Source organism: Amycolatopsis sp. WAC 01376, assembly GCF_003947415.1.
Taxonomy (GTDB): domain Bacteria; phylum Actinomycetota; class Actinomycetes; order Mycobacteriales; family Pseudonocardiaceae; genus Amycolatopsis.
In genome coordinates this window covers 1-13,980 of record NZ_QHKL01000009.1, presented here as the reverse complement: position 1 = coordinate 13,980, position 13,980 = coordinate 1, and the positions used below count along the sequence as shown (strand labels likewise).

Here is a 13,980-nt window from a genome sequence, read left to right as displayed (position 1 = left end):
TACGGGACCCGGACTCCGGCTCCCGTGATCGCATAGTGCCGAAATGCCATCACCCGAAGCCCCGGAGTCCACGGACCCCGGGGCTTTACGCTGTTCCGGGGGCCAGCAGGGAATCCGGACCGAAGAAAGGTCCCGATGAACACCACACAGAAGCCGGACGCCGAAGAACCCACCGCCACGGCCGAAGAGATCGGTGAGCTCCGCAAGGAGATCGACTGGCTCGACGGCGAGATCCTGCGGCTGGTCAAACGCCGCGTCGAAGTCTCCAAGACGATCGGTGCGGCCAGGATGGCCGCAGGCGGCACCAGGATCGTCTACAACCGTGAAATGGACGTGCTGGCGCGCTACCGGGAACTCGGGCCGGAGGGACGGCAGCTGGCGATGGCGCTGCTGAATCTGGGCCGGGGCAGGCTGGGGCGCTGAAGGGGACTTTCCCCGCGTCTCACGTGGTGAAAGCGCCCTTCGCCGCATGGCACGCCGCGAAGGCGTCCTTCGCGGGGCAGTCGGTGAGGGCAGGCTGTGAACGCCCTGCGCGAGTGTCGGTTGCGTGTGACTGGATGGACGACACACGTGACTGGATGGACGACTCGGCGCGGAACCCGGCCCCCGCACGCGTGCCGTCCATCCAGTCACACGCGTCGTCCGCCTGATCACGCGTGTCGTCCATCCAGCCACGCGAAACCGCCGGTTCAGTCCAGGTGGTCGTGAGTGATACGAACCTCGGAACGGTCTGTTTCGCGCACGTGACCACGGCCTCACGTCACGATCTCGTGCCGTGAGGCGAAACTCAGGGTGTTCCCCGAGCCACGACGACGCGGGACAGGGCAAACTGGACACATGATTAACCTCATCGCCGTGATCATCGCGATCGCCGGTGTCCTGGCGACATTGGGCCATCTCGGTTACCTCGCCATGCTGAACAACGCGGCGGGTAAGCGCGCGGGCGGCACGCCCATCGCCCAGTACGTCAAGACACGCTGGCCGATCGCAGCGGGTACCACCGCGGCCTCGCTTTTCGCCTGGTTGCTCACCAGTGGGGGAACGACGCTCGACATCATCGCCATTTTGCTTGCAGCGGGTAGCGGGATCACCGCCACCAAAGCCCTGCAATCGACCCAGCAGAAGTACCGCAGCGGCAACTGAGCGGCTCCACCAGCACCGATAGCACTGCGTAACGTCACCAAGGCCCGTTCGGCCGCGCCCGACCGAGTGAAACATCTGCAACTTGCAGAGTGGGTGAAGACTTGCGCGTGTCGAACTTTTAGTGTGGATCCCGTGAGGACCCTTGCGTCTGGATCGGGCGATGCCCGTATGACGCGCGGGGGCGATGGCCCCGCGCGTCCACAGTCGCATGCGCGTGCATTTGCTCACGAGAGTGCCCGGGAGTCTGCAAGCGAGGGATCCCGTGAAAGCACTGGTCCGTTCGGCTTAACCGGTGTCACATCGCCGTCAGGGACGGCCCGCGAGGGGGTCGCTCGGACATGAACGGCTGGGCGGAACACCAAGGACGGGACGGCGCCACGCACGCGGGCCGCCACCGGGCGGGCGGTACCGAGAGCTGGACCCCGCCCGTGCCGCCGAGGCGGCAGCGCGCAGGCGGGCACGGCCATCACGCCCAGCGTGAGTTCGCCCCGCCCTCCATCGGTTCCCTGCCGCTGCCGCCACCGCGGAACAGGAGGGCGCCGAGTCCCGGCTACGCCCCATCGAGCGGCCGTCTGCCGCTCCCCCAGCCCGCTCGCGAGGTACCCGTGGAACGCCCGGCCCGCGTCGAGGTCTCGTTCACCGAACCGGTCCGGCCCTCCGCCGAGGAACGGCGCGCGAAGGCCGCCCAGCGCACGAAGGTGACGCTGACCGCCCCCGCTCCCCGCCGTCCCGAACCGGTGGAGATCGACGGTGACGCCGATGACGTCCGCGTCTATCCCGCCCCGCCCGTCGACGGCCTCAGCACCTTCGACCTCGGCTCGGTGCCCGCCTCGGCGACCCCGCCCAAGACCTGGCGCAAGGCCGCCTGGTTCGCGGCGGCGGCGTCCGCGCTGGTCGTCGTCGGCCTGCTCTTCGCCGGTTCGTTCCTGGTCGGCAAACCCCTTCCGGAGCAGCAGAGCCAAGGCGGCTGGCCCGGATACCGCGGCGGCAGCCCGCTGACGCAGGAAGGTCTCGCCGGCAACCCGGCCACGCCGCCGCAGGGCGGTGCGGCGGGCAACCCGTCGAGCTCGGAGACCGATTCCTCCACCAGGGACGACCGCAGTTCCGCCAACTCCGGCACCTCGTCGGACAACGACGGCTCCGGCAGCAGCGAATCCCAGCCGGATTCGGGCGGGCCGGTCACGTCCGGGCGGCCCGCGCCGTCGTCGAGCGACCGGCCGCAGAAGCCGCCGGTCACGCCCGCGGACCGCACCACCACGACATCCCCCTGGTACGCGTCGCAGCCGGACGCGGAGACGATGGGCGACAACACCGAAATCTTCCTCAACAACGTCACCACCGATCCCCACGAGGCCTCTTCGGTGACCTCGGGAAGCCTGAGCGAAGAAGGCGCGCAGGGCCTCCGTGAGCGCTACGCGGACGTCGCCTACTTCGAGGTGAAGAAGGTCAGCATCGACCAGCGCCGCGGCGTCACGGTCAACACCGTCGAGGTCACCCACAAAGACGGCACGAAGACCATGGAGCAGCGCACACTGACCTTCGGTGACGACGACAAGATCGTCGACGACGGCATGTAATCGTCCGCGCACGTGCAGGTGTCCTGTTCCTCTGCACGTGCGGTGCGGCGAGCGGTCGTCCCTGGTCCGGGTGGGTGACCTAAGCTGCCGTTCGTCGTATGGCGACGGCATTCCGGCGATAGAGCCTGGCCGCGAACCGTCCGCACAGGGTTACCTGGCGACTGCAGGGTCCGCACCGTTCAGAAGACGGCCGCGCGGACCAGAGGCGTCGGCCGAACGGCCCAGCGCCTGCCCCGGACCAGAGCGAGGAATTTCGTGCTTGATCGACAGCGCATACGGCGTGAGGACGCCGTACGTGTCGAGGACGTCATCCCGGAAGAGATCCTGAACGACACCCGTGTGGACCGCGAGTACCTCGAGCAGGTCTTCCGCGAGCCGCAGAAGTTCGTTCCCGCGCGCACCCGGGAAGAGCCGTCGCCGCGGCCCGAGCCCGAAGAGGACGAGCCGGAAAGCCGCGCCGCCCGGCGGGCAAAGCTGGCCGGGCTGGTGGCCGCCGGACTGCTGGTCGCGGGCGCCGTCGTCACCGCGGGCGTGCTCGCGGGCGGCCAGCCTCAAGGCACGGCGCCGGGCGCCGCCGCACCGGAGGTGATGAGCGGGGCCGCCGCGCTCGGCGGGCTCGCCGTGCCGGACTCCACGGAGCCGCAGCGGAAGCAGGACACGCCGACGTCCGCGGGCACCAGCACGACGCCGCAGCCGTCTTCGGGTACCGCCTCGGGTTCGCTCACGCAGCAGGGTTCGACGTCCAGCAGCGCCAGTTCGCAGCCGGTCTCCAAACCGGCCGCGGTCACCACGGCCGAGGGCAAGCTCGACGCGGTCCGGAAGTTCTACCAGACCGTCGACGCCGATCCCTACGGTGCGATGTCGCTGCTCACGCCGGTATTGGCCGAGTCCGAAATGGGCAGGCTGGTCGAGGCGTGGAGCGCCATGGACGCCATCCAGATCCAGGATCTCCGCGAGCAGGCCGACGGCACCATCCTCGCCGTGGTGACCATGCGGAACGCGGACGGCGGCATGGTCCGGGTCACGCAGGTGCTGGAATTCGCCGACGAAACGACCGGTCTGATCACCGACGCGCGGCTGTTGTCCGCGCAGCACATGTGACGGACACCCCGCGTGTAACGGCTCTCCACCCAGTGCGATCAGAGTGTGCCGCGTGTGTGTGCGCAGAGTGAGCGCCTAGCCTTGTCACGAGTCGGTCTCGGAAAAGCCGGCACACAGACCACTACATGTGCATACGCTCCAACGCTGTGGCGTGCTGAAGGCCGCACCGCGTGCGCGGACGACTCCGCGACGTGAAGACGGAGCCCAAAGGGAGGTCGCGTGAGCGACGAGGGTCGCCTGGTCGCCGGTCGATATCGCATCGCCGGGCGGATTGGCACGGGCGCTATGGGGGCCGTGTGGCAAGCGCACGACGAGGTACTCGGCCGCACGGTGGCGATCAAGCAGTTGCTGCTGCAACCCGGTCTTGAGGCTCACGACGCCGAAGACGCCCGCCAGCGGACGATGCGCGAGGGACGGATCGCCGCCAGGCTGCACCACCCGAACGCCATCTCGGTGTTCGACGTCGTCACCGACGACAACGGCCAGCCGTGCCTGATCATGGAGTACCTGAACTCCACCAGCCTCGCCCAGGTGCTGCAGGAGGAGCGGACGCTGCCGCCGACGGAGGTGGCCCGGATCGGCGCGCAGGTCGCGGCGGCGCTGACCGAGGCGCACGCGGTCGGCATCGTGCACCGGGACATCAAGCCCGGCAACATCCTGCTGGCGCCCAACGGCACCGTGAAGATCACCGACTTCGGCATCTCGCGGGCCAAGGACGACGTCACGGTCACGAAGACCGGGATGATCGCCGGAACCCCCGCCTACCTGGCGCCCGAGGTGGCCATCGGCGGCGACCCCGGCCCGGAGTCCGACGTCTTCTCCCTCGGCTCGACGCTCTACGCGGCCTGCGAAGGCCAGCCGCCGTTCGGCCTCAGCGAGAACACGCTGAGCCTGCTGCACGCGGTCGCGGCCGGGCAGATCATCCCGCCGCGTCAGTCCGGCCCGCTCGCCAGCGTGCTCGCCGTGCTGCTGCACCCGGAGGTGCGGCACCGGCCCACCGCCGAAGAGTGCGAAGAACTCCTCGATGCTGTCGCGCGGGGTGAAACGCCGCTGGGCGGTCCCGCGGACGAGACCGTGCTCGCCGCCCCGGTCGCGGGGGCACTCGCCGGCGCGGGCGCGACCCAGGCGCTCGACAGCGAAGCGGCCGGTCACTCGGGCTCGCTCCTCGACGAGCAGGCCGCGGCGGGTTCGTACTACGACGAAGACGACTATCACCAGCCGCCCGCGTCGGGTTACCCGGAAAGCGACTACGACGGGTACGACAACTACGACGAGACGGCGCTGCTCGCCGAACGCGGCCACCCCGGCGGCGGCCCGGCGCCCACCCGCGCCGTCCCGATCCCCGCGGGCGAATACGACGACGATCCCTACGACGACGACTACGACACCCCGCCTCCGCCGCCGCCGCCCACCCGCGCGCAGACCAGCCCGGTGGACGAGGACGACGAGAAGCCGGGCGCGTGGAAGAAACCCGCGATCATCGGCGGTGTCGTGGTCGTGGCGCTGGCCGCGCTGGGCTTCTGGCTGCTGAGCCCGAACAACCCGGAGACGCCCGCCCAGGTGGGGAACTCGTCGACGAAACCGACCCCTTCGGCGACGTCATCGGCTCCCGAGACGACGGAAACGCCTTCGGAGACGCAATCGGCCGAGCCGCCCAAGGAGACGCCGACCTCCTCGAAGAAGACGTCGAGCAAGGCGAGCCAGACGGACGAGCCGGATCGGCCGACCAGCACGAAGTCGAGCCCGAAGACCACACCGAAGCCGCCGACTTCTTCCGAGGAGCCTCCTCCGAGCAGTCAGCAGAGCCAGACAACCACCCCGCCTCCAGCCGGAACGTGATCCATTGAGTTCTGAAGGTTCCATCGTCGGCGGCCGGTACCGCCTGGACCAGCCCATCGGGCGTGGCCGGGCGGGCATCGTGTGGCTGGCGTTCGACACGCGTCTGCTGCGCACGGTCGCGATGAAGCGCATGTACCTGCCCGTCGGCCTGCCGCCGGACCGGGCGGAGCAGGCGAAGGCCGTCGTCATCCAAGAAGGCAAGGACGCGGCCAAGTTCGAGCACGCGACCGCCATCAAGGTGTACGACGTGCTGCCCGACGGGGCGGACGTGTGGCTGGTGATGGAGTACATTCCGTCGCGCGGGATGGCGACCTTCCTCGCCGAGCACGGCAGGCTGACCGCGGAACAGGCCGCCGGGCTCGGCATCGTGCTCGGCCGCGCGCTGGGCGCGATGCACGAGGCCGGGGTGGTGCACCGGACCGTCGAACCGGGCACGGTCCTGCTGGCCGACGACGGCGGCGTGAAGCTCACGGACATCGGGATCACCGGTGGCGGGCCGAGCCCGGCGTACCGGGCGCCCGAGGTGGCGCGCGGCGAACCGGCGACTTCGGCGTCCGACGTGTTCTCGCTGGGCGCGACGCTGTACACGGCCGTCGAGGGGGTGCCGCCGTTCGGTGAGGACGGCGAATCCTCGGAACGGCCGCCCCAGACCGCCGGCCCGCTGGCAGGCGCGCTGCGCAAGATGCTGCGGCCCGAGCCGGATTCGCGGCCGACGATGGCCGACACGGTCCGCTCGCTGAGCGCGATCACCGAGGGCAGGCAGACGGCGTTCATCCCGCCGACCGCGCCGGCCATGCCGACGGTTCCGGCCTCGATGCCGATGCCGATGAACCAGACCCCGCAGCAGCAGCCGGTTCCGCAGTTCCCCCAGCACCAGCCGCAGCAGTATCAGCCGCCGCAGCCGCAGTACGCGCCGCCGGCGCAGCAGTACGCACCCGCCGCGTCGGCCGCGGCGAAGTCGCCCGACACCCGGAAGTGGCTGATCGTCGCGGGTGCCGTCGTGGCGGCGATCCTCATCGGTGTGCTGTTCGCGGAACTGTTCCTGATCTAGAGCCGCTCTCGGACCAGCGTCGCCAATTCCACCGGACGGCTGAGATACGGGCTGTGACTCGCCCGCCAGGTCACCGTCGTTTCGCAGCGCGCGGCGCAGTGAGCCACCAGTTCCGGCGCGAGCGACCGGTCTTCGGTGCAGGCGATGTACGTGCTCGGGGTGTCCTTCCACGCCGCGCCCTCCGGCGACTCGTCGAAGATCGTGACGGGCTCGGGACGCAGCAACGCCGTGGCGCGCTCGGCGACCGCGTCCGTGCAGTCGGCGTACATGGCCTCGCGGACGGCCGCGAGGTCGAGGTGGGTCAGGCCCGCGTCGTCGAAGGTCAAGGGCACCTGGCCGGGTTCGCGGCCGGTCTCCTCCTTGAGCCGCTCGTCCCAGTACCGAGCGGTTTCCCCCGGCTCGCTGACGATCGCGGCCAGGAAGATCAGGTGTGAGACCCCCTGAAGCCCGCTCGCGGTGAGCGCGCCGAAGGAGTGCGCGAGCACCACCGGCGGCTCGGCCGCCCGGTCGACGAGTTCCTGGACGGTCCGGGTGGTTTCGGTGATCGGACGCCCGCCGAGGTCGGGGACGGTGACGTCGGCGCCTTCCCGGCGCAGGCGTTCGACGACGTCGTCGAAATGGGCGGGCTGGTGCCAAGAGCCGTGCAGGACGATCAGGGGGCGCACCGGGATCCTTTCGCTGGCGGGTTCCCTGCCAGGTTGTCGACCGCCGACGCGGCTGTTCAAGCTCAGCCGGTTTTCGTGCCCACTCGACCAGTCACGGTTACCTGTCCGGCCCCTTCGCGGATCGCGCTGAGGAACCGTCGCACCGCGGGGTGTTCCCTGGCGTGCGCGGCCACGGCCGCGTGGATGGACCGGACCGGATCCGGACGGCGGACCTTGCGGATGGCGACGCCGGGGTGCGGGGCGCCGAGGCCGAGCTCCGGGATCAGCGCGACACCGAGCCCGGCGGCCACGAACCCTTGTGCCGTCTGGTAATCCTCGGATTCGACGACGTGGTTCGGGGCGAATCCGGCCGCGCCGCAGGCGTCGAGCAGGATGTCTCGGCAGGCGCCGGGGAGACCGTCGACGCCGACCCACGGATCCTCCGCGAGTTCGCCGAGATCGAGGACGCGTTTCCGGGCGAGCCGGTGGTTCTTCGGCAGGATCGCGCGATACGGGTCGTCGAGGAGATGGATGTACTCGACACCCTTGACCCGGGGAGTGCTGCTGGGGAGCACGATCATCGCGACGTCGGCCTTGCCCGACTCGATCTCGGGCATCGAATCGTCGGGCTCGACCAGTTTCAGGTCCAGGCGCACGCCCGGGAAGTCCCGGCGCAGCGCGGCGACGGCCAACGGCACCAGTGACGCGCCCGCCGTGGCGAAGTAGCGGATCGCGAGCCTGCCCGTGCGGCCTTCCTTCAGTTCGCTGAGCGCGGCTTCGGCCTTGGCGAGCTGCGTGCTCAGCGTTTCCGCGTGTTCGGACAGCAGCGAACCGGCGGGCGTCGGGCGCACGCCGCGGCCGACGCGTTCGAGCAGCTCGACCCCCGCTTCCCGTTCCAGGGTGGACAACTGCTGGCTGATCGCGGATGGTGTGTAGCCGAGGTTCCTGGCGGCGGCGGTGATCGAACCACTGCTGATCACGGCTCGGAGGACCTGCATGCGGCGGACGTCCAGCATGGTCCGATCTTACAGTTCTTCTTAAGGCTCCCTGCAGTTATTTTCGCTTGTCCTTACGCGTCGGCGCGGCGAAGCTGAGCCAGGCACTAAGGAGGACTGGGGTGGGCGAGACGAAGACCCTGCTGAGAATCGGCGCGCTGGCGCTCATGTGGGGATCGAGTTTCTTCTGGATCAAACTGGGGCTCGGCGCGTTCTCGCCGGTGCAGCTCGTGCTGGCGCGGGTGGCGCTCGGCGCGGCGGTGCTGATCGGGCTCTGCTACCTCGGCCGGGACCGGCTGCCGTCGGGACGGCGGATCTGGGGACATCTGGCCGTCGCGGCGTTCTTCCACAACGCGCTGCCGTTCCTGCTGTTCGCGTGGGGTGAGCTGACCGTCGACTCCGGGATCACCGGGGTGCTGAACTCGACGACGCCCCTGTGGGTGCTGCTGGCCGCGCCGATGATGGGCGCGCGGACGAAGATGACCGCGCTGCGGGTCGCCGGGCTGGTCGTCGGCCTCGCCGGCATCCTGCTGATCTTCGCGCCGTGGGAGGCCTCCGGCCTGGTCAGCTGGGGCGCGCTGGCGTGCCTCGCGGCGGCCGCGAGCTATGGGTTCGCGTTCGTCTACGAGGGCAAGTACCTCACCGGCACCGGCGACTCGCCGCTCGCGCTGGCCGGCGGGCAGATGCTGCTGGCGACCGGGTTCATGCTGTTCGCGATGCCGATGGGCGGTTTCGAACCGATGCACCTGAGCACCGGCGCGATCGTCGCGGTCGTGATCCTGGGCATCGGATCGACGGGGATCGCGTTCGCGCTGAACTACCAGCTCCTCGCGAGCGAGGGTGCCGTCGCGGCGTCGATCGTCGGATACCTGCTGCCCGTGGTGTCGGTGCTGCTGGGGGCGGTGTTCCTGGCCGAGTCGCTGAACTTCCGGGTGATCGCCGGGATGGTCGTCGTGCTGGGCGGGGTCGCGCTGACCCGGCTCCGGCCGAAGGAGCAAGGGACCTTTGCTATCACTCCGCAGGTCGAGCGCCCTCTCTCCGCCGATAAGGTCGCGCCATGACGGACACGACGACCCTGTGGCGCCCGACCGGGCCCGTCGAGCTCGACCTCGTCCGCGAGTCGGGCTGGCGCGAGTGGCCACCGCGGCTGCCGGAGCAGCCGATCTTCTACCCGGTGCTGAACGAGGACTACGCGATCAAGATCGCCCGCGACTGGAACGTGCGATACGACGGCGCGGGCTTCGTGACGCGGTTCGAGGTCGAGGCCTCGTTCGTCGAGCGGTATCCCGTCCAGCAGGCCGGCGGGAAGACCATCCTCGAGCTGTGGGTCCCGGCCGAGGACCTCGCCGAGTTCAACACGCACATCGTGGGGAAGATCGACGTCACCCACGAATTCCGCTGACCTGCGTTTAGCGGGCTAAACGCGATGCGGTGCGGCGGGGCCTGGGGGCTCGCCGGATCGCGTTTAGCCCGCTAAAGGCGACACGACCGCGACGACGAGCAGGGCGGCCATGCCCAGCTCCACCCAGAAATAGAGCCAGCTCGGATAGAACCGCTCCGGTCGTTCCGCGAACCGCGCGACCAGCCGCCCGAAGGCCATCCCGACGAGTGCGACGGCCACCGCGATCGCGGCACCCCGCTGGATCCCGCCGACGTCGAAAGCCGCGAACCCGAGCAGCACCGCGACAGCCACCCCGAAGCCGCCGTACACCGCGCGCACCTCGGTCCGCGCCGTCGCCGACTCCAGCGTGATGCCGAACGGCCGGATGAGCCGCCCCGGCGCGGCGAGCCCGAGCAGCCCCATACCGAGGAAGAACACGGCCACCAGGCCGATGAGGACAGGCGCCACCTAGACGAGACGCCGGTCGGAAGCCCAGCGCGAAAGCTCGTACCGGTTCGAAAGCTGCGTCTTCCGCAGCACGCTCGACACGTGCGTCTCGACGGTCTTCACCGAGATGAACAGCTCCGACGCGATCTCCTTGTACGCGTACCCGCGTGCGAGCAGCCGCAGCACGTCGCGCTCCCGCGGCGTCAGCAGGTCGAGGTCCGGGTCGCTGATCGGCGCGGAACCCGGCCGGTCGGCGAAGGCGTCGAGCACGAATCCCGCCAGCCGCGGCGAGAACACCGCGTCGCCGTCCGAGACCCGCACGACGGCCCGCACGAGCTCCTTCGACGAGATCGTCTTCGTGACGTAGCCCCGCGCCCCCGCGCGGATCACGGCGATCACGTCCTCCGCGGCGTCGGAGACCGACAGCGCGAGGAACACGACGTCCGGCAGTTCCGGCCGGATCCGGCGCAGGACTTCGGCGCCGCCACCGTCGGGCATGTGCACGTCGAGCAGGACGACCTGCGGTTTGGTCCGGGCGATGCCCGCGACCGCCTCGGCCACCGAGCCCGCCTCCCCGACCACGCGGACGTCGTCGGTGATCGAATCCAGTTCGGTGCGCACTCCGGCACGGAAGAGCGCGTGGTCGTCGACGAGGAAGACCTTGACCGGCTCCCGCGTTTGCTGGTTCTCCGTCACGATGCTCCCTCGCTCGCCCTGTCCCGTGAGCATAGCGACCTCACGCCGCACCCTTCCCCGCCTTGACCGGCATCTCCAGCTGGACCTCGGTTCCTTCACCCGGTGCGGTACGAAGTTTGCACTTGCCCCCGTGCCGTTCCATCCGCCCCCGGATGGAATCGGCGAGACCGTGCCGATCGCCCGGCACGACATCGGGGTCGAACCCCTTGCCCCTGTCCCGCACGAAAACCGTCACCGCCGTCGGCTCGACCTCGGCGTACACACTGACCTCGTCGACGCCCGCGTGCTTGGCGGCGTTGACGATCGCTTCGCGCGCCGCCTGGACCAGCGCGGTCAGCGGCTCGTTCAGGGTGGCCTCCCCCACGACTACCTGCTGCACCGAGATCGCGAACGCGTCCTCGACCTCGCCGCATGCGGCCGCGAGTACTTCGGACAGCTGACCGCTGATGGCCTCTTCCTCGGTCTTCTTGTTCTTGCCGTACCCCGACGGCCCGTACAGCCAGCCGCGCAGCTCGCGTTCCTGACCGCGCGCGAGCCGGGCGACCTCACGCGGCGAATCCGCCTGCTTCTGGATCAGCGCGAGGGTCTGGAGGACCGAGTCGTGCAGATGCGCGGCGATCTCGGCGCGTTCGTCGGTGCGGATGCGGGCGGTGCGCTCGTCGGACAGATCGCGAACCAGGCGCAGCCAGAACGGGACGGTCAGCACGGCCACCCCGAACAGCGTCGCGATCACCGCGACCAGCGCGAACTTGACCTGGTCGATGCTGCCGCTCTGCAGGACGACGACGCCGATGCCCGCCATCACCAGCGCGACGCCGGCGACCACGCGGATCGCGGCCGACCAGCCTCCGCCGCCGAGGAACGCCGTGGCGACACCGCCCTTGGCGCCGAGGCGCCAGCGCCGTCGTTGCGACTCGTCGGCCTCCCGCCAGACGACGGCCGCGCCGATCATCGCGAGCGCCAGCGGAATGGCGACCCAGCCGCTGATGAAGCCGGTCAGCGTGCCGCTGGCGACGGCGAGGCCGACACCCAGCGCCATCAGGCCGAAAGCCTGCTGCTTGTCCTTCGGCGCGGATTTCTCCGGCTCGACCTCACCGGATTGCTGCTGGACGAAAACCCACAGCAGGCCGTACGCGAGAAGACCGACGCCGTTCAGCGCGGCGAGCAACGCGAACGCGGTCCGGACCCAGAGCACCTTGACGCCGAGGTGGTCGGCGAGACCGCCGGCGACACCCGCGATGGCGCGGCCGGAGCGGCGGCGGTACATCTTGGGCGGCTCGAACGGTGCCGGGGACAGGCTGCCGGCGACGGGCACCAGCGGGCGCTCGATGATCGTCGGCTTCACCTGTCCGGCGAGGTCGTTGGGGGCGGATTCCTGCACGTACTCCATGGTCACACGGAGTGCCGCACTGATCCATCGGGGAAACCCCTGACTCTTCCCGCTGGGGGAAACCTCAGGGACGTTCCTCTAGACCAGCTGGCCGACCATGATCATGGGACAAGCGTGGGACGGAGCACCTGCTCCGAGAGGCCCCGAGGGGTGCCCGATGAGCGGACCGTTACGCGAGCTTCGGCAGCAGCTACAAGCGCCACCTCTCGTGATACTCCGGGTGGTCGGCGTATGGCATGGCGCTTCGAGGGACAGGCCGGACCGGTGCGCGGTTTCGGTCTGCGGCAGGCCGGTCTCCTCGCGGAGCCCGCGCAGATGCCGGCCGATCCCACGTCGAAGACCCCGGCATAAGTAAAGCCAGGCAGCCCCGACTATGCCGGGACTGCCTGGCCTCTTCGTAGTTCCACACCAGCGCTCGCGAGCGCTCGGAGCCCCGCCTATGGCGCAGTGCCTTCTTCCTCTACTGCCGGGGGACCGACAGCGCCGAGCCTGCGCAGGGCGGCCGGTGTCGTCTCAGGCACGATCGCGGCGTGTGTGAAAATGTGCTGGTCCGAGCACACGAGTGTCGCGTCCGCCAAAACGGTCAGCGGAGCCGTCGCGCCGCATTGAGGGCAGGCAACGGGTCGCATCGCCCCACCATCCACGGCGATGTCGATCCCGTTCACCTCATGCGAGCTTCCCGGTTCCTCTTCAGAGTCACCTGACCGCAGGGTTTCCATGGCTTCACCGTACTTGACAACCACGCCCCCTAGACACAGGCGGGCTTGGCGGTGCGCCAAAAGGTGTCACGACCGGGCACCTTGACCGCACCGTAGTAACAATCATTCGCGAACCCGGACCATTGGGCTCCTTTGATTGTCCCCGGCTCTGCAGTGAAGGTCTCCGAGAAACGAACCAGGCCCGTATTGAGCCCGTGAACCTTGAGTTGCGACGGTCCGAACCTCGAACCACTACGATTATCGAACCACACCGTAGTCGGGACCCCAGGGCCCGTGCTAACACAGACCAGTGAGTTGTTCAGGGCCGGAATAGGGCTGCATTCTTGAGCGATACGCAGGCCACCAGCGCTCACCGGAGCCTCGCTGACATCGACCGGTGCGTTTACCTCGCTTGGTGCGGCAAGCGCGGCCGGAGCGAGCGAGAACATGGCGCCAGCGGCAAACACTCCAACCAGCACTCGCCTACGAAATCCGAAACGTGAGTTCTGCATCATTCCCCCTAAGAATTGATACATTATCAATCAACGACATAGCCAAGTAAGTCAGAGCTGCCCACCCCCAACTACCGCCGAACGGTGGAAACCCGAAGAGAAGTAGACCGCAAGCAACAGAGATTGAATGGTAAATCTCGCGCTCTTCACAATTTCGGTCAGCCGATCCGTGACAGATAAAGCAGCCAGGCGAGTTCGAGTTCGCCCATGCGGCCGAAGCGGTTCTTCCCGATGTTGAGGTTGAGCATCCCGTTGGGTCGCCGATTTCGTCGTACCCGCGTGCAAGGAGCACGGCGTCGGCGTCCTGCTCGATGCCGCCGGACTCGCGCAGGTCCGAGAGCATGGCCTTGCCGTGCGCCACGGAGTTGCGGTGGGGCCACGGGGGGGTGTCCCTATGGTTGTTGTCAACCGGGGAGGTGGTCAGGTCTGCTCGGTCAGCCTGCGGGTGAGATCGTCCAGGCGGGCGCTGAGTTCTTCGGGGTTGGCGAGGTCGTAATGAACGCAGT

Annotated in this window: 13 protein-coding genes; 8 read left to right on the top strand and 5 right to left on the bottom strand. The window is 69.1% G+C overall.

The genetic code is table 11. From position 1 onward, the window contains the following. Window positions 1–135 precede the first annotated feature (135 nt). The 6 genes from DMH03_RS35445 (at window position 136) to DMH03_RS35420 (ending at window position 6,711) form a co-directional block, all read left to right on the top strand. Window positions 136–423, top strand: a complete 288-nt coding sequence (locus tag DMH03_RS35445) for a chorismate mutase (RefSeq protein ID WP_125796394.1) — start codon at window positions 136–138, stop codon at window positions 421–423. Between the two features lie 414 nt (window positions 424–837). Then, window positions 838–1,143, top strand: coding sequence for a hypothetical protein (locus tag DMH03_RS35440; protein WP_125788895.1), 306 nt, complete (start codon window positions 838–840; stop codon window positions 1,141–1,143). A 338-nt stretch (window positions 1,144–1,481) separates the two neighbouring features. Next, a complete protein-coding gene (locus tag DMH03_RS35435; protein ID WP_233611802.1) occupies window positions 1,482–2,720 on the top strand; it encodes a hypothetical protein in 1,239 nt (412 codons plus the stop codon). A 255-nt stretch (window positions 2,721–2,975) separates the two neighbouring features. Continuing rightward, window positions 2,976–3,821: a hypothetical protein gene (locus DMH03_RS35430; protein ID WP_125796393.1), complete on the top strand. Its 846-nt coding sequence runs from the start codon at window positions 2,976–2,978 to the stop codon at window positions 3,819–3,821. Between the two features lie 219 nt (window positions 3,822–4,040). Continuing rightward, window positions 4,041–5,660, top strand: a complete 1,620-nt coding sequence (locus DMH03_RS35425; RefSeq protein WP_125796392.1) for a serine/threonine-protein kinase — start codon at window positions 4,041–4,043, stop codon at window positions 5,658–5,660. A gap of 4 nt (window positions 5,661–5,664) precedes the next feature. Then, a complete protein-coding gene (locus DMH03_RS35420) occupies window positions 5,665–6,711 on the top strand; it encodes a serine/threonine-protein kinase (protein ID WP_125796391.1) in 1,047 nt (348 codons plus the stop codon). Here DMH03_RS35420 and DMH03_RS35415 read toward each other — a convergent pair. Beyond that, window positions 6,708–7,376 (bottom strand): alpha/beta fold hydrolase, encoded by a 669-nt coding sequence (locus tag DMH03_RS35415; protein ID WP_125796390.1) that lies wholly within the window; start codon window positions 7,374–7,376, stop codon window positions 6,708–6,710. The two genes, DMH03_RS35420 and DMH03_RS35415, sit on opposite strands and share 4 nt — an antisense overlap. Window positions 7,377–7,438: 62 nt before the next feature. After that, entirely contained in the window at window positions 7,439–8,371 is a 933-nt protein-coding gene (locus tag DMH03_RS35410; RefSeq protein WP_125796389.1) for a LysR family transcriptional regulator, read from the bottom strand. 101 nt (window positions 8,372–8,472) lie between these two features. On the opposite strand from DMH03_RS35410, the gene DMH03_RS35405 reads away from it, so the two are divergent. Both DMH03_RS35405 and DMH03_RS35400 read left to right on the top strand, forming a co-directional pair. Beyond that, the gene (locus tag DMH03_RS35405) at window positions 8,473–9,411 is read left to right on the top strand and encodes a DMT family transporter (protein WP_125796388.1); all 939 of its coding nucleotides are present in this window, start codon (window positions 8,473–8,475) and stop codon (window positions 9,409–9,411) included. Next, window positions 9,408–9,752, top strand: a complete 345-nt coding sequence (locus DMH03_RS35400) for a hypothetical protein (RefSeq protein WP_125796387.1) — start codon at window positions 9,408–9,410, stop codon at window positions 9,750–9,752. The genes DMH03_RS35405 and DMH03_RS35400 overlap by 4 nt, the downstream gene beginning before the upstream one ends. Window positions 9,753–9,815: 63 nt before the next feature. Here the strand turns inward: DMH03_RS35400 and DMH03_RS35395 are convergent, their stop codons facing one another. The 3 genes from DMH03_RS35395 to DMH03_RS35385 are packed head-to-tail and all read right to left on the bottom strand — an operon-like array spanning window position 9,816 to window position 12,270. After that, window positions 9,816–10,199, bottom strand: coding sequence for a DUF4345 domain-containing protein (locus DMH03_RS35395; RefSeq protein ID WP_125796386.1), 384 nt, complete (start codon window positions 10,197–10,199; stop codon window positions 9,816–9,818). Further along, window positions 10,200–10,907: a response regulator transcription factor gene (locus tag DMH03_RS35390; RefSeq protein WP_125680018.1), complete on the bottom strand. Its 708-nt coding sequence runs from the start codon at window positions 10,905–10,907 to the stop codon at window positions 10,200–10,202. 7 nt (window positions 10,908–10,914) lie between these two features. Then, a complete protein-coding gene (locus DMH03_RS35385) occupies window positions 10,915–12,270 on the bottom strand; it encodes an ATP-binding protein (protein ID WP_125796385.1) in 1,356 nt (451 codons plus the stop codon). Between the last annotated feature and the right edge of the window lie 1,710 nt (window positions 12,271–13,980).

Bases quoted from the DNA above. Each gene is read 5' to 3' on its own strand.
- DMH03_RS35445 (WP_125796394.1), top strand. From the start codon at position 136: ATGAACACCACACAGAAGCCGGACGCCGAAGAACCCACCGCCACGGCC.
- DMH03_RS35440 (WP_125788895.1), top strand. From the start codon at position 838: ATGATTAACCTCATCGCCGTGATCATCGCGATCGCCGGTGTCCTGGCG.
- DMH03_RS35435 (WP_233611802.1), top strand. From the start codon at position 1,482: ATGAACGGCTGGGCGGAACACCAAGGACGGGACGGCGCCACGCACGCG.
- DMH03_RS35410 (WP_125796389.1), bottom strand. From the start codon at position 8,371: ATGCTGGACGTCCGCCGCATGCAGGTCCTCCGAGCCGTGATCAGCAGT.
- DMH03_RS35400 (WP_125796387.1), top strand. From the start codon at position 9,408: ATGACGGACACGACGACCCTGTGGCGCCCGACCGGGCCCGTCGAGCTC.
- DMH03_RS35390 (WP_125680018.1), bottom strand. From the start codon at position 10,907: ATGCTCACGGGACAGGGCGAGCGAGGGAGCATCGTGACGGAGAACCAG.